At 69.7% G+C, this 19,354-nt stretch carries 12 protein-coding genes; 6 read left to right on the top strand and 6 right to left on the bottom strand.

Translation table 11 applies throughout. From position 1 onward, the window contains the following. Positions 1-75 precede the first annotated feature (75 nt). On the bottom strand, positions 76-2,298 hold the full coding sequence (locus QIY60_RS16290) for an MMPL family transporter (RefSeq protein ID WP_283143099.1): 2,223 nt from the start codon (positions 2,296-2,298) through the stop codon (positions 76-78). A 97-nt stretch (positions 2,299-2,395) separates the two neighbouring features. After that, on the bottom strand, positions 2,396-2,971 hold the full coding sequence (locus QIY60_RS16285; RefSeq protein WP_283143098.1) for a TetR/AcrR family transcriptional regulator: 576 nt from the start codon (positions 2,969-2,971) through the stop codon (positions 2,396-2,398). 192 nt (positions 2,972-3,163) lie between these two features. Between QIY60_RS16285 and QIY60_RS16280 the strand changes: the two genes are divergently transcribed. Next, positions 3,164-6,412, top strand: coding sequence for a S41 family peptidase (locus tag QIY60_RS16280; RefSeq protein WP_283145962.1), 3,249 nt, complete (start codon positions 3,164-3,166; stop codon positions 6,410-6,412). A gap of 173 nt (positions 6,413-6,585) precedes the next feature. Here QIY60_RS16280 and QIY60_RS16275 read toward each other — a convergent pair whose 3' ends face one another. Then, positions 6,586-7,206, bottom strand: coding sequence for a MerR family transcriptional regulator (locus tag QIY60_RS16275; RefSeq protein WP_283145961.1), 621 nt, complete (start codon positions 7,204-7,206; stop codon positions 6,586-6,588). Positions 7,207-7,430: 224 nt separating this feature from the next. Between QIY60_RS16275 and QIY60_RS16270 the strand changes: the two genes are divergently transcribed. The 4 genes from QIY60_RS16270 (at position 7,431) to QIY60_RS16255 (ending at position 11,114) form a co-directional block, all read left to right on the top strand. Then, positions 7,431-9,014 (top strand): NAD(P)/FAD-dependent oxidoreductase, encoded by a 1,584-nt coding sequence (locus QIY60_RS16270; protein ID WP_283143097.1) that lies wholly within the window; start codon positions 7,431-7,433, stop codon positions 9,012-9,014. Beyond that, on the top strand, positions 9,011-9,931 hold the full coding sequence (locus QIY60_RS16265; protein ID WP_283143096.1) for an alpha/beta hydrolase: 921 nt from the start codon (positions 9,011-9,013) through the stop codon (positions 9,929-9,931). Before QIY60_RS16270 ends, QIY60_RS16265 begins: the two co-directional genes overlap by 4 nt. After that, positions 9,928-10,815, top strand: a complete 888-nt coding sequence (locus tag QIY60_RS16260) for an SDR family oxidoreductase (RefSeq protein ID WP_283143095.1) — start codon at positions 9,928-9,930, stop codon at positions 10,813-10,815. Before QIY60_RS16265 ends, QIY60_RS16260 begins: the two co-directional genes overlap by 4 nt. 113 nt (positions 10,816-10,928) lie before the next feature. Continuing rightward, positions 10,929-11,114: a hypothetical protein gene (locus QIY60_RS16255; RefSeq protein WP_283143094.1), complete on the top strand. Its 186-nt coding sequence runs from the start codon at positions 10,929-10,931 to the stop codon at positions 11,112-11,114. A 73-nt stretch (positions 11,115-11,187) separates the two neighbouring features. Here QIY60_RS16255 and QIY60_RS16250 read toward each other — a convergent pair whose 3' ends face one another. Continuing rightward, a complete protein-coding gene (locus tag QIY60_RS16250) occupies positions 11,188-11,991 on the bottom strand; it encodes an exodeoxyribonuclease III (protein WP_283143093.1) in 804 nt (267 codons plus the stop codon). A 58-nt stretch (positions 11,992-12,049) separates the two neighbouring features. Here QIY60_RS16250 and QIY60_RS16245 point away from each other — a divergent pair, with 58 nt between their 5' ends. Further along, positions 12,050-12,532 (top strand): GNAT family N-acetyltransferase, encoded by a 483-nt coding sequence (locus QIY60_RS16245; protein ID WP_283143092.1) that lies wholly within the window; start codon positions 12,050-12,052, stop codon positions 12,530-12,532. Positions 12,533-12,853: 321 nt separating this feature from the next. On the opposite strand, the gene QIY60_RS16240 is transcribed toward QIY60_RS16245, so the two are convergent. Both QIY60_RS16240 and QIY60_RS16235 read right to left on the bottom strand, forming a co-directional pair. Further along, positions 12,854-13,090, bottom strand: coding sequence for a hypothetical protein (locus tag QIY60_RS16240; RefSeq protein ID WP_283143091.1), 237 nt, complete (start codon positions 13,088-13,090; stop codon positions 12,854-12,856). A gap of 23 nt (positions 13,091-13,113) precedes the next feature. Beyond that, complete coding sequence (locus QIY60_RS16235; RefSeq protein WP_283143090.1) at positions 13,114-19,176, bottom strand: RHS repeat-associated core domain-containing protein; 6,063 nt, start codon at positions 19,174-19,176, stop codon at positions 13,114-13,116. Positions 19,177-19,354: the final 178 nt, after the last annotated feature.

Here is a 19,354-nt window from a genome sequence, read left to right as displayed (position 1 = left end):
CTACGCGTGATGCGTAGGGGCCGGCTCGGCCGCACGGTCCCGTCCCCACAGGCCGTGGGCGTCACGGGGTGACGGTCAGACGCGCGCGAGCTCGCGGTCGTCGTCGCCGTCGGACGCCTTCGCCGTGTGGGCCTTCAGGCCCTCACCCTCGACGTCGACATTGGGCAGGATCCTGTCGAGCCAGCCCGGCAGCCACCAGGCCTTCGAGCCGAGCAGCGCGAGCACCGCCGGGACGATCGCCATACGGACCACGAAGGCGTCGAAGAAGACCGCGATCGCCAGGGCGAAGCCGATCATCTTGATCATCTGGTCGCTGGCCCCGATGAAGCCGGAGAAGACCGCGATCATGATCACCGCGGCGGCCGTGACCACCCGGGCGCCGTGCCGGAAACCGGTCACGATCGCCTGGCCGGGACGCTCGCCGTGGACGAACGCCTCGCGCATCCGGGTGACGAGGAAGACCTCGTAGTCCATCGCCAGACCGAAGACCACACCGACCATGAAGATCGGCATCATCGACATGATCGGGCCGGGGTTCTCCACCCCGAAGAGCCCGCCGAGCCAGCCCCACTGGAAGACCGCGACGACCGCGCCGAGGGCGGCGACCACCGAGAGCAGGAAGCCGAGGGCCGCCTTCAGCGGAACCAGGATCGAGCGGAAGACCACCATCAGGAGCAGGAAGGCCAGGCCCACCACGAGCGCCAGATAGGGCAGCAGGGCGTCGTTCATGCGCTGCGAGAAGTCGATGTTCATCGCGGTCGCGCCGGTGACCAGGACCTCGCCCTTGGTCTCGGACTTGATGTCCTTGCCCGCGTCCCGGATCGAGTGGACCAGGTCCTCGGTGTCCTTGGAGGACGGCTTGGACTTCGGGACGACCGTGATGGTCGCGGTGTCGCCCTCCTTGTTGAGGACGGGCGCCATGACCTCGGTGACACCCGGCAGCTTCTTGATGGTGTCCGAGGTGCGGTCGGCCGCGGCCTTGGCACCGCCGGACGCCTTGGCGCCGTCCACGACGATCATCAGCGGGCCGTTGAAGCCCGGGCCGAAGCCGTCGGAGAGGGTGTCGTAGGCGCGGCGCTGGGTCGTCGAGGTGGGCTGCGAGCCGTCGTCCGGCAGGCCCAGCTCCAGGGAGGCGGCCGGGACGGCGATCGCGCCGAGCCCGATCACACCGGCGAGGAGAACCCAGATGGGCTTGCGCAGCACGAAGCTGGACCAGCGGGTGCCCATGTTCGGCTTGGCCTCGGTGGAAGCCTCGACCGTGCCGGCCTCCATCTTCTTGCGGGTGCGGCGGCCGAAGACGCGCTTGCCCGCGAAGCCGAGCACCGCCGGGATCAGGGTGAGCGCGATCAGGACCGCGATCACGACCGTACCGGCCGCGGCCACGCCCATCTTGGTGAGCATCGGGATGTTGACGACCGCGAGACCGCACAGCGCGATGACGACGGTGAGACCGGCGAAGACAACAGCGGAACCGGCGGTTCCGACGGCCCGGCCGATGGCTTCCTCGCGGTCGCGGCCCTCGCGGAGCTCGGCCCGGTAGCGCGAGACGATGAAGAGCGCGTAGTCGATGCCGACCGCGAGGCCGATCATCGAGGCCAGCGTCGAGGTGGTGTTGCCGAGGTCCAGGACGTTGGCGAGCGCGGTGATGGTCGAGACGCCGATGCCGACGCCGATGATGGCGGTGATCAGCGGAAGACCGGCGGCGATCAGCGAGCCGAAGGTGATCATCAGCACGAGGCCGGCGATCACCACACCGATGATCTCGCCGGAGCCCGTCTCGGGGTTGGACTGGAGCGCGTCACCGCCGATCTCGACGGTGAGCCCGGCCTTCTGCGCGGCCTTGCCGGAGTCCTCCAGCGAATCGCGGTCGCTGTCCTCCAGGGCCATGCCGTTGACCTTGTACTTCACGGATATGTACGCGGTCGAGCGGTCCTTGGAGACGGCGCCCGCCTGGTACGGGTCGGTCACCGAGGCGACCTGCTTCGAGCCCTTGGGCAGCTCGGCGACGACCTTGTCGACCTCGGCCTTGTTGGCCGCGTCGTCCATGGTCTTGCCGGCCGGGGCCTTGAAGACGATACGGGCGGTGGCGCCGTCGGCGCTGCCCCCCGGGAAGCGCTGCTCCAGCAGGTCGAAGGCCTTCTGGGCCTCGGTGCCGGGCATCGAGAAGGAGCTTGCGGAAGGAGTGGAGGCGGACGCGGCGCCGAATCCGGCGAGGAACAGCAGCGCCACCCACACCAGGGCGACATAGCGGCGGCGCCGGAAGGCGAACCTGCCGAGTCGGTAAAGGAACGTGGCCACGAGGGCGTACTCCCGGTCGGGTCGAGGGAAACAGGGCGTGGATAACCAGCCCGACGACGAGAGCGGCGTACGTCAGGTGGGGCAGGTTGGTGGGGAGCTAGACGGGATCGCCGAGGGCGGGGAGGACCACGGCGTCGATGTAGTTTCCGAGGAAGGCCTTGTCCACCGGCTTGTCCTCGACGAGCTGCCGGGCGACGAAGGCGCCGACCAGCATATGGATCACATAGGGAAGTGCCGGACAGTCCGCGCGGACCTCGCCGCGGTCCACCGCGCGCCGCAGCACCTGTTCGAGGCCGGTGATCTCCGGCTCGATCAGCACCTCGCGCAGCGCCTGGTGGAGGTCCGGGTTGTCGTGGACGGCGCGCATCAGGCCCCGCATCAGCGCGGAGTCCTTCTCCAGCTTGCAGTCGTCCTCAAGACCGACCAGCGCGTGGAAGTCGCGGCGCAGCGAGCCGGTGTCGATCTCGTGGAGACCGACCGGCTTGTTGTGCCGCAGCGCCCGCGCGACCAGCTCCGGCTTGTTCCCCCACTGACGGTAGAGGGTCGCCTTGCTGGAGCGGGTACGGGCGGCGACGGCGTCCATCGTCAGGGCGTCGTAGCCGACCTCGCGCAGCAGGTCGAGCACCGACTCGTAGAGCTCTGCCTCACGTTCGGCCGTGAGCCTGCTCGCCATGTCTCGACCTCCCATCCGAACGAAACGGTTTCGTACTCGTTCGAAGATATCCCTCGGGTCGAGCGAAACGAAACCGTTTCGCTTGTGTTCTGTGCCACAAACGTCAGGGCTCCATAAGTTGCCGCACCCCCGTCGCGCGGAAAGCATTGACGAGTGAGCGACGCACGCGAGGACGACCAGCAGCCGGCGCCTGTGACCGAGGGCGCATACCTCCGCTTCCCGCATCTGCACGACGACTTGATCTGCTTCGCCGCCGAGGACGACCTGTGGGTCGCGCCCCTGGTCCCGGCCGGCCACAGCCCCTCGCGGGCCTGGCGGGTCACCGTCGACCGCACCAAGGTCAGCCATCCCCGGTTCTCCCCCGACGGGAAGCAGATCGCGTACACGACCTGGCGCAGCCTGGACCCGGAGATCCATCTGGCCCCCGTCGGCGGCGGCCCGGCCCGGCGGCTGACCTACTGGGGCTCGACCGACACCCGGGTCTGCGGCTGGACCCCCGACGGCCACATCCTGGCCGTCTCCTCGCACGGCCAGCCCTTCTCGTACTTCTCCTGGGCCTACAGCGTCCCCACCGACGGCTCCCCCGGCGGACGGCTGCCCTGGGGCCCGGTCTCGGACATCGCGGTCACCGACCTCGACGGCGAGCGCCGCACCCTGCTGCTCACCGGCAAGCCGCCGCACGAGCCCGCCGCCTGGAAGCGCTACCGGGGCGGCGCCATGGGCCGCCTGTGGCTGCACGGCGAGCGGCTGCTCCCGGACATCGGGGGCCACCTCGACTCGGTGATGTTCGTGGCGGACCGCATCGCGTTCCTCTCCGACCACGAGGGCGTCGGCAACCTCTACTCCTGTCTGCCCGACGGCTCCGACTTGCGCCGTCACACCGACCACGACGAGTACTACGCCCGGCACGCCTCCTCGGACGGGCGCCGGGTGGTCTACCAGTGCGCGGGCGACCTGTGGATCGTCGACGCGCTCACCCCCGACTCGGCCCCGCGCCGCCTGGACGTGCGCCTGGGCGGCCCGCGCGCCGGACGGCGTACGTACCAGGTGCCCGCGGCCAGCCATGTGGACGCGCTCTCGGTCGACACCACCGGCCGGGCCAGCGCGGTCGTGGTGCGCGGCAGCCTGTACTGGCTGACCCACCGCGACGGCCCGGCCCGCACCATCACCGACACCGCCGGGGTCCGCGTCCGCCTGCCCGAGATGCTGGGCACCGGCGGCCAGGTGGCGTACGTGACGGACGCGGACGGCGAGGACGCGGTGGAGATCGCGTACCTGCCCCGGGCCAGCGGCGACCGCGAGCCCAGGCGGCTGGCCTCCGGCGAGCTCGGCCGGGTCCAGGAGCTGCTCTCCGACCCGGAGGGCGAACGCCTCGCGATCGCCTCGCACGACGGCCGGCTGCTGCTGATCGACGCCACCGAGGAGTCCAACGGCGAGGTCACCGAGCTGATCCGGTCGATCAACGGACCCGTCCGCGACCTGGCGTTCTCGCCCGACGGCTGCTGGCTGACCTGGTCCCACCCGGGCATCGGCCGCTCGCTGCGCCAGATCAAGATGGCCCGGATCTCCGGCCCCGGCGCCCGGGTCATCGTGGACGTGACCAACGGCCGCTTCGAGGACGAGAACCCGGTGTTCACCCGGGACGGCCGCTATCTCGCCTTCCTGTCCTGGCGCGGCTTCGACCCGGTCTACGACGTCCACACCGGCGACCTCTCCTTCCCGCTCGGCTGCCGCCCGTACCTGGTCCCGCTCTCCTCGGCCACCCCCTCCCCCTTCGCGCTGCTGCCCGACGGGCGCCCGGCGGCGGGCGGGCTCGACCCGCTGGAGGAGACCGGCGACGGCACGGTGACGGTCGAGGTGGAGGGCCTGGAGAGCAGGGTGACGCCGTTCCCGGTGGCGGCCTCCAAGTACTCGGCGCTGCACCCCGTCTCCGGCGGCGGCCTTGTGTGGCTGCGCTGGCCGATCTCGGGCGCGCTGGGCGAGACCTTCGCCAACCCGGCGGACACCTCGGGCCGCCCGACCCTGGAGCACTTCGACATCACCAAGGCGCGCAAGACCGAACTCGTCGACCACCTCGACTGGTTCGCGGTGAGCGGCGACGGCAGCCGTCTGGTGGTCGTCGACGAGGGCGAGCTGCGGGCCGTGCCCGCCACCGAGTCCGGCGACACCGACTCCACGGTCTACCTGGACCTGCGCCGGATCCTGCACGAAGTCGACCCGCCCTCCGAGTGGCGCCAGGCGTACGACGAGGCGGGCCGGATCATCCGCGCGTACTTCTGGGAGCCGCAGATGTGCGGCATCGACTGGAAGGCGGTCCTCGACCAGTACCGCCCGCTGGTCGAACGGGTCGCCTCCCCCGACGAGTTCGCGGACCTGCTGCGCGAGGTGCTGGGCGAGCTGGGCACCTCGCACGCGTACGTCTCGGCCGCCCGCAGGAACGAGGGCCCGCCCCACTACCAGCGCCCCCAGGGCCTGCTCGGCGCCAACTTCGTCCACCGGGAGGAGGGCTGGATGGTCCGGCGCATCCTGCCCGGCGACTCCTCCGACTCCAAGGCCCGCTCGCCGCTGGCCGGCACCGGCATCCGCGAGGGCGCGGTGCTCACCCATGTCGACGGCCGCCCGGTGGACCCGGTGGCGGGCCCGTACCCGCTGCTCGCGGGCTCGGGCGGCACGACCGTCGAGCTGACCTTCCAGCCCGCCGAGGGAGAAGGCCGCTCCCGCAGGGTCGCGGTGGTCCCGCTGGTGGACGAGCGCCCGCTGCGCTACCAGGACTGGGTGGCCAAGCGCCGTGCGGTGGTACGGGAGTTGAGCGGCGAGAAGTGCGGCTATCTGCACATCCCGGACATGGGCGGCTCGGGCTGGGCCCAGTTCAACCGGGACCTGCGCCTGGAGATGTCCCGCCCGGCGCTGATCGTCGACGTACGCGGCAACGCGGGCGGCCACATCAGCGAGCTGGTGATCGAGAAGCTGACCCGCAGGATCATCGGCTGGGACCTGACGCGCGACGCCCAGCCGGTCTCGTACGCCTCGAACGCCCCCCGGGGCCCGGTGGTGGCCCTCGCCGACGAGGCGACCTCCTCCGACGGCGACATGATCACGGCGGCCTTCCGCCTGCTGCGCCTGGGCCCGGTGGTCGGCCAGCGCACCTGGGGCGGCGTGGTCGGCATGACCGGCCGCCACACGCTGGGCGACGGCACGGTGATCACGGTGCCGATGAACGCGGCGTGGTTCGACACGTACGAGTGGTCGATCGAGAACCACGGGGTCGAGCCGGACCTGGAGATCCTGCGCACCCCGCTGGACTGGGCGGAGGGCCGCCACGCCCAGCTGGACGACGCGGTCCAGCTGGCGCTGGATCTGCTGTCCGGTACGCCCGCGGCCACGCCGCCCGGGTATACGAACACTCCGGATCGGCGACGGCCGGAGCTGCCGCCGCGCTGAGCGCGGTGATTCGTCTGCGGGGCGCCCAGGGGATTGCCGCGCAGCGGCATTCAAGGGGCGCGGGGAACTGCGCGAGCAACCCACCACGGTCCGCAGACAAACACCGGGCCGATAAGGGGCGCGGGGAACTGCGCGACCAGCCACAGACGGCCCGCAGACAAACACCGCACCTCTCAGGGCCCCTCCGCCAGGCGGCGGTCCATCGCCAAGGACAGTTCCGCCTCGACCACGTGCTTGGCCAGCGGGCGCAACCGGGCCAGGTCCTGGTCCGCGGCGTGGGCGTGCAGCAGGTCGACGAACAGCCGGGCCAGCGCGTCCGCGTGGGAACGCACCTCGCGGCCGGCCGCCAGGACCGCGGCCAGCGGAATGCCCTCGCGCACCAGCGCGGCCGAGACGTCGAGGAGGCGGCGGCTGATGTGGACGATCTCCTCGCCGTCGACCGCGAGGTAGCCGAGGTCGAGCGCGGCCGCCAGGTTCTCCGGGGTCACCTCGCCCGCGAAGTGGTCCGCGAGGGCCTCGGGGGTGAGCCGGACCGGGGTCTCCTCGGTCGGCTCGACCAGGCCGAGCGCCTCGCCCGCGTCGCGGCCGGACTCGAACGCGGCGGTCAGGTCGGCGATGCCGGAGAGGGTGTGGCCGCGTTCGAGGAGCGCGGCGATGGTGTGCAGCCGGGCCAGGTGGCGCTCGTCGTACCAGGCGATGCGGCCCTGGCGGCGCGGCGGCGGGATGAGGCCGCGCTCGCGGTAGAACCGCAGCGTACGCACGGTGATCCCGGCCTTGGCGGCCAGCTCCTCCATGCGGTACTCACGGGGTACGGCGGGGGCTTCGCCCCCGGGCCCGCTGCCAACTCCTCCGTCTGCCACGTCCGCCAGCCTATGTTGTACCGCCAGTAACTTTCCCCGGCCGGACCCCTACCGCTCGGTATGCCGCTGCTCTACCCTCCCAACTGTGCCAGTGATTACTGGCAGAGTTCCGCGTCAGAGAGACTCTCCGCACAGACGTCCTGCATGGAGGCGGTGGCATGGTCCAGCACGAGCGCGAGCCCGAGCACGTACGGGTGGCGGTGATCGGGTCCGGATTCGGCGGGCTCGGCGCCGCGGTCCGGCTGCGGCGGGAGGGCATCACCGACTTCGTCGTCCTGGAGCGGGCCGGGTCGGTCGGCGGGACCTGGCGGGACAACAGCTATCCGGGGTGCGCCTGCGACGTACCGTCCCATCTGTACTCGTTCTCCTTCGCGCCCAACCCGGACTGGCCGCGCACGTTCTCCGGGCAGGAGCACATCCGGGCCTATCTGGAGCACGTCGCCGACACCTTCCGGCTGCGCTCGCACATCCGCTTCGACCACGAAGTGACGATGATGCGGTGGGACGCGGAGCAGCTGTACTGGGTCGTCGAGTGCGCCAACGGGGCCGTCCTGCACGCCGATGTCGTCGTCTCCGCGACCGGGCCGCTCTCCGACCCCAAGACGCCCGAGATCCCCGGCCTCGACTCCTTCCCCGGCGAGGTCTTCCACTCCGCCCGCTGGGACCACGACTACGACCTGCGCGGCAAGCGCGTCGCCGTGATCGGGACCGGCGCCTCCGCGATCCAGATCGTCCCGGCCATCCAGCCGAAGGTCCGCGCCCTCACGCTCTTCCAGCGCACCCCGCCCTGGGTCATGCCGCGGGTGGACCGGGCGATCACCGCGCCCGAGCGCTGGCTGCACCGGCAGCTGCCGTTCACCGGGGCCGCGCGCCGCGGACTACTGTGGGGCATCCGGGAGTTGCAGGTCAGCGCGTTCACCAAGCGGCCCAATGAGCTCGGCCTCGTCGAGTCGCTGGCCAAGCGGAACATGGCCCGGGCCATCAAGGACCCGGCCCTGCGCGCCAAGCTGACACCGGACTACCGCATCGGCTGCAAGCGGATCCTGCTGTCGAGCGAGTACTACCCGACGCTCGCCAAGCCCAATGTGGACCTCGTCGCCTCCGGGCTCGGCGAGGTGCGCGGCTCCACGCTCGTCGCCGCCGACGGGACCGAGACCGAGGTCGACGCGATCATCTTCGGCACCGGGTTCCACGTCACCGACATGCCGATCGCGGAGCGCGTGGTCGGCGCGGACGGGCGCACCCTGGCCGAGGCGTGGAAGGGCGGCATGGAGTCGCTGCGCGGCGCCACCGCCGCCGGGTTCCCCAACTGGATGACGATCATCGGGCCCAACACCGGTCTCGGGAACTCCTCGATGATCCTGATGATCGAGTCGCAGCTCAGCTATATGGCCGACTACCTGCGGCAGTTGAACGTCCTCGGCGGCCGCGTCGCCCTCGCCGCCCGGCCGTCCGCCGTCGGCGCCTGGAACCGGCGCGTCCAGGAGCGCATGAAGCGGACCGTGTGGAACACCGGCGGCTGCACCAGCTGGTACCTGGACGCGAGCGGGCGCAACACCACCATCTGGCCCGGCACCACCGGCGAGTTCCGCAAGGAGACCCGCGAGGTCGACCTCGGGGAGTACGAGGTGGTCCGCGCCCGGGCCGCCGAGCCCGCCCCGGCGGCGCCGAAGCCCCGCAAGGGGCGCAAGGCGTCCGGTGCCGGTGCCGGTGCCGGTGCCCCCGAGGCGGTGGCCTCGTGAGCCGCCCCGCGCACGTCACCTCGGGCCCCTTCGCCCCGCCCGCCCCCTCCCGTACGCTCACCGCCGTCTCCGCCGACGGCGCCCGGCTGCACGTCGAGGTGCACGGGCCCGAGGGCGCCCCGGCCGTCGTCCTCGCCCACGGCTGGACCTGCTCGACCGCCTTCTGGGCCGCGCAGACACGCGCCCTGGCCGCCGACCACCGGGTCGTCGTCTACGACCAGCGCGGCCACGGCCGTACCGCCGCGAGCGCCGACTGCTCCGCCGACGCGCTCGCCGACGACCTGGAGGCGGTGCTGGAGGCGACGCTCGCGCCGGGCGAGAAGGCGGTGCTCGCCGGGCACTCCATGGGCGGCATGACGCTGATGGCCGCAGCCCGCCGCCCCGGGCTGCGCGAGCACGCGGCGGCGGTGCTGCTCTGCTCCACGGGCAGCTCCCAACTGGTCGCGGAGTCCCTGGTGGTGCCGCTGCGGCCCGGCCGGATACGCGACCGGCTCACCACGGCCGTCCTCGGCTCGAAGGCCCCGCTCGGGCCCGTCACGCCGGCCGCCAAGAAGATCCTGCGGTACGCGGCGATGGGCCCGGGGGCAGCGCCGGACCGGGTCGAGGCGTGCGCCCGGATCGTGCACGGCTGCGCCCGGGGCCCCCGGCACGCCTGGTCTCAGGTGCTGGCCGAGCTGGATGTCGACGCCCTGGTACGGGAGTTGAGGGTGCCCACCGCCGTGGTGGCGGGGACGGCCGACCGGCTCACCCCGCCGGTGCACGCCCGGCGGATCGCGGCGGCGCTGCCGGTCTGCGTGGGCCTCACCGAGCTGACGGGCGTCGGGCACATGACCCCGGTGGAGGCACCGGAGGTGATCACGGAACGCATCCGTGAGCTGGTTCGTACATACGTGACCGTCGAGGAGGACGTGGCATGAGCAGGGTGAGCCTGGAGGGGCAGGTCGCGGTCGTCACGGGCGCGGCCCGGGGCGTCGGCGAGCTGCTGGCGCGCAAACTGTCGGCGCGCGGCGCCAAGGTGGCCCTGGTCGGCCTGGAGCCGGACGAGCTGAAGCGGGTGGCCGCGCGGCTGCACACCGAGGCCGAGTCGTGGTTCGCGGACGTCACCGACCACGAGGCGATGGCGCGGGTCGCGGCGGAGGTGAAGGAGCGGTTCGGCAAGGTCGACATCGTGGTCGCCAACGCGGGCGTCGCCTCCGGCGGCCCGTTCGTGGACTCCGACCCGGACGCCTGGCGGCGGGTCATCGAGGTCAACCTGATCGGCGGCGCGGTCACGGCCCGGGCCTTCCTGCCCGTACTGATGGAGAGCCGCGGCTACTTCCTCCAGATCGCCTCGCTCGCCGCGATCACCCCGGCGCCGATGATGACCGCGTACTGCGCGTCCAAGTCGGGCGTGGAGGCCTTCGCGCACAGCCTGCGGGCCGAGGTGGGCTACAAGGGCGTACGGGTCGGGGTCGGGTATCTGTCCTGGACCGACACGGACATGGTGCGCGGCGCGGACCAGGACGAGGTGATGCGCGAGCTGCGGCAGCGGCTGCCGTGGCCGTCCAACCGCACGTATCCGCTGGGCCCGGCCGTCGACCGGATCGTGGCGGGCATCGAGCGCCGCTCCCCGCACGTGTACGCGCAGTGGTGGCTGCGGGGGATGCAGTCGGTGCGCGGCTATCTGCCCGGGGTCATCGGGGCGGTGGGCCAACGCGAGATGCGGCGCTTCGAGCCCCGGCTCGCGGGGGTCGGACGGGGGCTCGTGGGTGCGGGCGGTGCCGCCGACGAGCAGGAACGCACGCTCCGTGACCTTCCGTAACTGATCGAAATGCGCTGTATGTCCGCCCGTGCCACGCTGGTCGAGGCCCGGAGGAGCCGCGGGAACAGCCCCGGCACCCGGCCCCCCACACCCCCTCATCAGGAGTGAACTCGATGGGCATCAAGGACCAGTTCCAGGACAAGGCGAAGCAGGCCGAGCAGCAGGCCAAGCAGGCGATGAGCGCGAAGAAGGGCCAGCAGCAGGAGCGGGCGCAGCAGCGCGGCCAGCAGGAGCAGGACGAGGCCCAGCGGGCGGCCCAGGAGGCGCAGGACAAGTTCGACATGGACTACGACGCCTGACGCTTCGCGCTCCTGCGCGTACGAGGTGGCGCACCCGGGCCCGGGTGCGCCACCTTCGCGTTTGCGCCGAGGTCTACACCCCGTACGCCACCGTCACCGGCGCGTGGTCGCTCCACCGCTCCTCGTGCGAGGCGGCCCGCTCCACGTACCCCTTGACCGCGCGCGCCGCGAGGCCCGCCGTGGCCATCTGGTAGTCGATGCGCCAGCCCGAGTCGTTGTCGAAGGCGCGCCCGCGGTACGACCACCACGAGTACGGCCCCTCCTCCTCGGGGTGCAGCTCGCGCACCACGTCCGCGTATCCGCCGTCGGCGGCGTCGAGGACGCGGGAGAGCCACTCGCGCTCCTCCGGCAGGAAGCCCGCGTTCTTCTTGTTGCCCCGCCAGTTCTTGAGGTCGGCCTCGCGGTGGGCGATGTTCCAGTCGCCGCAGACGACGACCTCGCGCCCGTCGGCCGCGGCCCGCGCCCGGAGCTCCTTCAGATACGGCAGGAACTCCCCCATGAACCGGTACTTCTCGTCCTGCTTCTCGGTCCCGGCCTCGCCGGACGGCAGGTAGAGGCTGGCGACGGTGACACCGGGCAGGTCGGCCTCCACGTACCGCCCGCTGCCGTCGAACTCCGCGCTGCCGAACCCGACCCGGACCCGCTCCGGCTCGCGGCGGGTGTAGAGCGAGACCCCGGCCCGGCCCTTGGCCGCGGCGGGCGCGTGCACGACGTGCCACCCCTCGGGCTCGCGCACCTCGGCGGTGAGCTGCTGCGGCTCGGCCCGTACCTCCTGGAGACACACGACGTCGGCGTCGGACCCGGCCAGCCACTGAAGGAAACCCTTCTTGGCGGCGGCGCGGAGCCCGTTTACATTCACAGTGGTAACAGTGAGCACCGGGGCACCATACCGACCCGGTCACCGTGATCGCCTGCATAGAAGTACGCTAGAGCGCATGAACATACGTACGCGGGGGTACGACCACCCGGACGCCGTGAAGCTCGACGACCAGGTCCAGCTCGAATACATCGAGCGCTACACGGACGAGGGCGACGCCACCCCGCTGGACGCCTCCATGTTCGTGCCGCCGAACGGGCTCTACCTGATCGCGTACGACGAGGACGACCGCCCGGTCGCCACCGGCGGCTGGCGCACCCAGGACGAGAACGACCAGGGCTACTCGGACGGCGACGCCGAGCTGAAGCGCATGTACGTCATACCGGAGGCCCGCGGCCTGGGCCTGGCCCGCCGCATCCTCGCGCTCCTGGAGGCCGACGCCCGCGCGGCGGGCCGCACCCGCATGGTCCTGGAGACCGGCGACCAGCAGCCGGAGGCGATGGCCCTCTACGCCTCCAGCGGCTACTCCCCCTGCGAGAAGTTCGGCCACTACCGCTTCCACACCAACAGCATCTGCTACGCGAAGCCCCTGACACCGTGACGCCTTCGGGGCCGCCGACCGGGCGGCCCGACCACCTGCCCGGATACATGAGAAGAGCCCCTGTCGGATTTCTCCGACAGGGGCTCTTCCCTGTTGTTATGGGCCGTTCACGGGTGGGGGTGAGCTGGGGGTTTGGGGGTGTTCAACTGAAGCTCCCCACCACCAGGAGGATCATTCCCCAACCGATTGCGGCACTCATGCAGTGACTCGGCTCCGTGGCCCCGCGTGTCCCGTTTCGGGACTCCCAGATCAGCGACTTCCTAACCCGGAGCACCGATCCGGCAATCGATACGTACGCACCTCACGTGACGACTGCCAGACTCAGAGGGAAATTATTGCACGGATGAGCATTCCGATCGCGCCCAAAGCACCCAATACCAGCCCCACCCAAGAGGCCATCAAGAGAGCCCGATTTCTCTGCTTTACTGCATATCTGTCGCTTGAGCGATTGGCTTCGCTGAGGAAATCTCGAACTCCCTTGAAGTTCTTGAGAATTGCGAAGCAGCCGAGCGCCCAGCAGGCGAAACTAAGGATCACGAGGATGAGGACAGGATCCATGCTTCACCACCCCCTCTCTCTTTTCATTTCTTTACGCATTCCTGACCATTCCCGAAGCAGAAATTATACTCACCGCTGAACGGGTTTCCGTAGACAGACAGGAGATTCGTGGGCCCTTGGATGTTTATTCCCGCTCCTGCCGCATACCCGAACTGATGGTATGTGCCGCCAGAAGTATCCTTCCCGAATCCATAGGTGCCCCCGATGAACCCCTCGGCGGCGGTGATTGAGGTGAGCTGCTGCGCCTGATCCTCTGGCTCTGCAGTCACAACACCCGCAGACACCCCGAAGCCACTCCCCATCGGCCCGTGGACAATCGGGGTCACTCCTGGCTTGAGGTTGTCCACTGTAAGTCCCGCCGTGATACCTAGGCTGAAACGGCCGTCTTGGAACATCAGCGAGCCGCATGCCGCGACCCAACAGTAGGAGCCAGAGACGTACACATGGCGCATCATCCGGGCAAATGACCATTTTTCACGCGCAGGTGTCGGGGGAACATACTTGGACAGTTCCTCGATCTGCATCATGAGGAGTCGTCCGCGGCACTTCTCGTCACAGTCATCGGAAATCGCGACAGGACGCCAATTTCGCTGACTCAGCATGTGCATGCGCGCGGCACGGATCATGTCTGCCCGTTGCTGGCGGAGGTTCTGCAGCTGCCACTGCCGGAAGTAGAACTGCGCCATGCATTGCGAGTTGCATGTCGTCTTCGTTGTCGTCGTGCCGCCCGTGGAGGAACCCCCTGTAGACGGAGACCCCGAGTTGTCCGGGGGGCTGTAAGGTGGCGTGCTGGTTTCTTCCGTAGCGATTTGGTCGTCGGTGCAGTCCTTGCCCATTTGGCAGCTGAAGGACGCCATCCCGCTGGGGTCTGAGGCTGCTACGGGGTTGTTCTCTGCGTAGGTGTATCCGGCGAGCGATTGCGGTTTGCCGGTTTCGAGGAGGGGGTCGACGCTGATGAAGCGGCCCGTCTTCGGGTCGTATTCGCGGGCGCCGAGGTGGGTGAGGCCGGTGTCGGTGTCCTTGGTCCCGCCGACGAAGCCCTTGTCTCCGGTCCACGTGGTGGGAGCGGTACCGCGCGGGGCACCGAAGATGCCGGTCCTGCGCCGGGTGATTGCCTGGGTGGTGACGTCGATCTGGCTGGTGGTGGTGCCGTGCGGGTCGGAGAGCAGGAAGGTGAGCTTGCCTGCCGAGCGGACCGCGACGGTCTTGCCGCTGTAGCTGTAGTAGCGGGTACCAGTGACGCTGCCCGACTTGATCAGCAGTTCGTTGCCGCCCGGCAGGTACAGCGTGCTGCCAGTGGAGTCGGTGCGGATGAGGCGGTTGCCGTCGGCGTCATAAAGGTAGCCGGTAGTGGCGCTGCCCTGGACGACCTTGGCAAGGTGGCCTTCGCTGTCCCAGGTCAGCGTCTGGTCAGCGGTGGTGCCGATCTTGCGGCTGGTGGTGTTGCCCACCTGGTCGTAGCCATAAGTCTCGGTGTGGGCGTTGGGTCCGGTCTCCGTGACCTGCGGCAGTGCGTGCTTGCCCGCAGCCGGAACCGTGTAGGTGCGGACGGCGTCGCTCGCCGGGCCGCTCGCGGTCTTGTGCTGGGTTTCCGTGGTGCGGTTGCCGATCGCGTCGTAGGTGTACGACGTCCAGTAGGCATCGGGCCCGCCCACGCTCGCCGCCGAAGCGGAGGTCGGGGGCGTCTTGCACTGGTCAGTGGCCGTCCACGCCTGCGTGATGCGGCGCAGGTTGTCGGTGACGAAGCACTGCGTGTCGACGGTGCGCGCGGCGTCCTGGCCGGATCCCGTGGTGATGGACGTGATGTTGCCCGCCGGGTCGTACATGTAGCGGGTGTCGTCGATCCGGGCAGGGCCCAGGTCACGATCGGTGGTCACACTCGTCAGCGCGCTGGTGTGATCGTCATACGTGTACGAGGCGTACACCTTCTTGCCCAGCGCCCCGTACTCCTCGCGCTGGGTACGGCCGTAGTGGTCGTACAGCGTGTGGGAGACGATCGGGTCGCTGCCCGCGTAGAGGGTGTCGGGCAGGTCGGTGCTGTTGGTGATGCCGTAGTACAGCTTCTCCAGCGGCAGGCCGCCGATGGCGGGCTGCTGGGTCCACTGCGGCAGGCGGGTCACCGCGTCATAGGCAGTGATCCACTTGTAAGTGCCGGCCAACGCGCCCTGGCTGTCGGGGATGGTGGCCTGGATGCCGACCGGGTCGCCGTTGAGGGTGTAGGACAGGTTGGTGTTGGTGTACGGCTTGCCGTCGACGTAGCGGGTGGCCGTGTAAGGCCTGCCCTTGCCGTTCGAGGCCCCGTCGTACGTCCATTCCGACAAGACCGTGGTGCCCTGGGTGAGCTTGGCGCGTCGCCCGAGGTCGTCGTAGTCGGTGTGCAGGGTGATGCCGCGGGCGTCCTTGACGTCCGTGACCCGGTCACCCTGGTCATACGTGGTGGTGGAGGTGCCCTTGTCTGGGTCGTCCACCCGGACTTGACGGCCCCTCAGGTCATAGCCGTACGCCCACTTGGCGCCGACGGCGTCCTGGACCTCGGCGAGCTGGCCCAGGCTGTTGTACGTGTAGCTGACGGCCGGCTTGGGGTCGCCGTTGTTGTAGACGGCCGTCTTGCGGCCGCGCGCGTCCACCACGGTCTTGGTGGTCGTGCCGCCCTGCGGCGGGGTGACGGTGGTGCTGTCGCCGGTGTAGCTGGTGGTGGTGCGCTTGGTCTCGTCACCGAGGTGCTTGGAGATGACGGCGGTGGGGCGTCCGGCCCCGTCGAACTCGGTCTCGGTCGAGTTGGGGTAGGTGGTGGTCTTGCCGGTCACGAGGACCGGTTCGGCCTTGCCCTCGGCCCAGTAGGTGCCCGAGGACCACCACGCCTCGCCACGGCTGTTGTAGAACGTCTCGCTGACCACGCGTCCGGAGTCGTCCGGCGCGATGGTCTGGGTCTGACGCGGGCGCAGCAGTCCGTCGTAGAAGTCGTAGCTGGTCGTGTAGGTGGAGTGGCTGTTGAGCTTGCCGGTGGTGACGACGATCGGGCCGTCGTTGCGGACCAGGTAGTCGTACTTGTAGTTCGGGTACTGCGGGAAGGCGGCCTGGGTGTGGGTGGGCAGCCAGACACCCGTTTTGCGACCCAGCGGATCGTACGACGTGGTGGTGACGGCGTTGTTGATGTCGGTGACGGTCGTCGGCAGGCCGCGCAGGGGGTCGTACGTGGTGACGACGGCCTGGCTGCGCGTGTTGGTCACCGTCGTCTTGGTGGCCGGCTCCCCGTCGGAGGGACCGTAGGCGGTCGTGGTGGTCTTGCCGTACGCGTCCGTGGTGGCCAGCGCGCGACCGTACTGGTCGTAGCAGAGCTGCTTGCTGTCGCTGCCGCAGGTGGACGGAGTGCTGGAAACGGTGTCCCAGTCGGAGTCGTCGCCGCTGACGGTGGCGTTGCCCTTGATCTTCTGGGTCTTGGTGACGTCACCCTTGGTCGGAGTGGCGGTCACGGAGGTGGCACCGTCGTAGAAGGTGCGGGTGTCGCTGATCAAGTTGTCCGGAAGCTGCCGCCCCGGGATGCACAGCCCGCCGCTGGTGACGACGGTCCGGGAGACCTTGTTCAGTATCCACTTGCTGGTGTTACGGGTGTAGCTGGTGGTCGTGCAGGTCTCGTCCCGGTTCGTGTCCTCGTCGCCGAGATCAGAGACCGCGGTGACCATGCCGTACTCGTCGAAGGTGCGGGTGATCTTGGTGGTGCGCTCACCGTTGGCGACGGTGGTGCGGGTCCGCTCCGACTCCGTACCCGTCTGGTACGCCTCCAGATCCGGCAGACCCGTGCGCGCCCGCGCAGCGGTCACGGCCGAGCGCCAGGGCGTGTAGGAGGTGGCGGAGACTAGCTTCTTGATGTCGTCGCCGTTGTACGTCGCCTTCTCCCGGACCATCCCGGCGAACTGCTCACGGTCGGTGACCTTCGTCCCGGCCGAGTCAAGGACGTCCGCGCCGTCGACGCCGCGGAAGTAGCGGGTCTCGGTCAGCGTCCGGGCCTCGTTCGGGGTGCCGGTCCGTGTCTGGACCCGGCCGTAGCCCCGGTTGACCGAGTATGTGCGGTCGTCGGCCTTGGTGAACTCGTCCGTGCTCTTCGTCCAGGCCACGCCTTCGAGGTAGGCGTAGTCGGTTTCAACGTCGGGCGTCTCGGCGAGGTTGTCGCCCTGAAGCACCTGGGTGACGGGATAGGTGACGAACCAGTCGCGCTTGGCCTTCTCACCCTCGTAGGGCCACTTCACCGAGTAGCAGCGGGAGGTGTTCGAGCCGTCCGTAGGCGGCAGGTTCGTCGGGCTGCAGTCGGGTTCCTCGGCGTAGGTGACGCCGATGGTGCCGCCCGTCTCCGTCGTGACCTGGCTCAGGCGCATACGGAAGAACGGGGAGAGTCCGTCGCCGGTCTTGTCGACGCGGTTGGACAGGCCCTGGCCCTTGAACGTGACCGGCGGCAGCTGGGCGGTGCCGCCCGCCAGGCCGGTGCGGGTGATGGACTTCAGCCACATCGGGCGGTGGGTGCCGTCGCCCGCGCCGTCGGGGAAGTCCTGGTCGAGCTTCCAGGAGTCAACGTTCTTGTACGCGCCGCCGGTCAGCACCTTTGTGGTGACGGCGGTCAGGCGCTTGCGGGACCAGAACGTGGGGGAGCTCTTGCCCTTGCAGTCGTCGCCGTCCTTGCAGAACTGGTCGAGCGGAACGTCGGGCCAGTTCGCGGCGTGGTCCGCGTCGAAGGCGCAGTCCTGCAGGCAGCGGTCGTCAACGCCGAAGGAGACCTGCCCCATGGCCTTGCCGGTGTAGACGGCGTTCGCGCGCAGCCCGTACTCGATGTGGTCGAGGTAGCCAGACGGGTTGTACTTGACCGGCGTGCCCTTGCCCGTGGTCAGCGACATGTTCCGGGCGTAGTTGTTGGTCTCCTTGTTCCAGTAGTACGCCATCGCGTTGCCATGCACATCGACGACGTAGTCCAAGTTCCAGCGCCACCCCTGATTGCAGGAAGCGGAGTCGAAGGAGGAGTCGTAGCAGGGCTCACCCGACTGGTTACCGAACACCGGCACGGTCAGCGTCGAGTTGGTGACCGGATCCGGATCCTTCTCACTGGTGGCCGGGTTGTCATCCCGCCAGCCCGGGAGCCGGTTCAGACCGAAGAAGTACTGGGTGCCATCGGTCGCGGTGACCTTCCAGTGCTCCCCGTTGTTGTCCCCGTTGGCCGTCTTGTAGTCCGAGTCGTCGAGCTTCTCGACCTTCTCGCCAGAGTCGGAGGCCGGGTGCCAGCCCTTGCCCGCCTGGTAGACCAGCTCCGTGCTCTTGCCGCCCAGCGACAGGGTGGCGTTGTCATTCGACGGCCAGCACAGGTCACCGACCTTGGCGCTGTTGGTGCCGCCGTCCTTGTCGTCGTCACAGGGCTTGTAGCGGCGCTCGATGAAGCCGGGCTGCAGCGACCAGCCGTCACCCGCCCAATCGGCTTGGCTGTTGGTGGAGGAGGTGCGGCCGTCGGCGGTTTGCGAGGAGTAGTCGAGGCTCAGCTTCGGCTGCAGCCCGCCGGGCACAGCAGGAGTGCCGAGGGGGTAGTTCCAGGTGAAGGCGCCGCTGGAACCCCCCGCAGTCCACGAACCAGAAGGCTGGAGCGAGGTGGCCTTGTAGTCACCGCCCGCCCCTTCGGAACCTGCCGTCGCCGCCAGCACGGTCGCACCGCCGACCAGCGCGCTCCTGACACCAGGACGTGCGGAAGCGGTAGTACCGCTCTGCGGGCCGACCTCCACGGCGGCGGTCAGTGTTTTCGACTTTGCGTCATTACGCGTGACCAGAGGCCTCTGGGTCCGGCACTCGGCCTTGTCCGGCGTGGTCAGCGCACAGGCAGGCAACTGCACCAGGCGCAGACGGCTGGCCCAGTCGCCGCCGTACGCCGACCCGAACGAGGAGTAGTCCACGCTCACTTCGGCCGGACCACCGCTCGTGGCACCGTCCGTGCGGCCCACCGACAGCAGGACACCCTCAACGCCTGCCTGATGCGCCTTGGCGCGGTCGGCAACAGCGACCTTCACCTTGGCCGGTCGGCTGCCCCCGCGCGCCTTGGGACCCGCGGGAGCCACCGTGACGGGGAGCTTGGCAGCCCCCCGCACGGCTGACGCCGGAGCACGCCGCACACCCGTGCTGCTCGTGAGGTCGATATCGACGGACCCCGCCGACGGCCATGCGACCTTCGGCGTCCCCTTCCAACGGTGCAGGGCTGCATCATCACGACGCTGCTTGCCACCGGCGGCAACCTTC

It is taken from the genome of Streptomyces sp. BPTC-684, assembly GCF_030028635.1.
Lineage (GTDB): Bacteria > Actinomycetota > Actinomycetes > Streptomycetales > Streptomycetaceae > Streptomyces > Streptomyces noboritoensis.
Note: the sequence above shows the minus strand (reverse complement) of the source record. Positions and strands in the feature narration are given on the sequence as shown.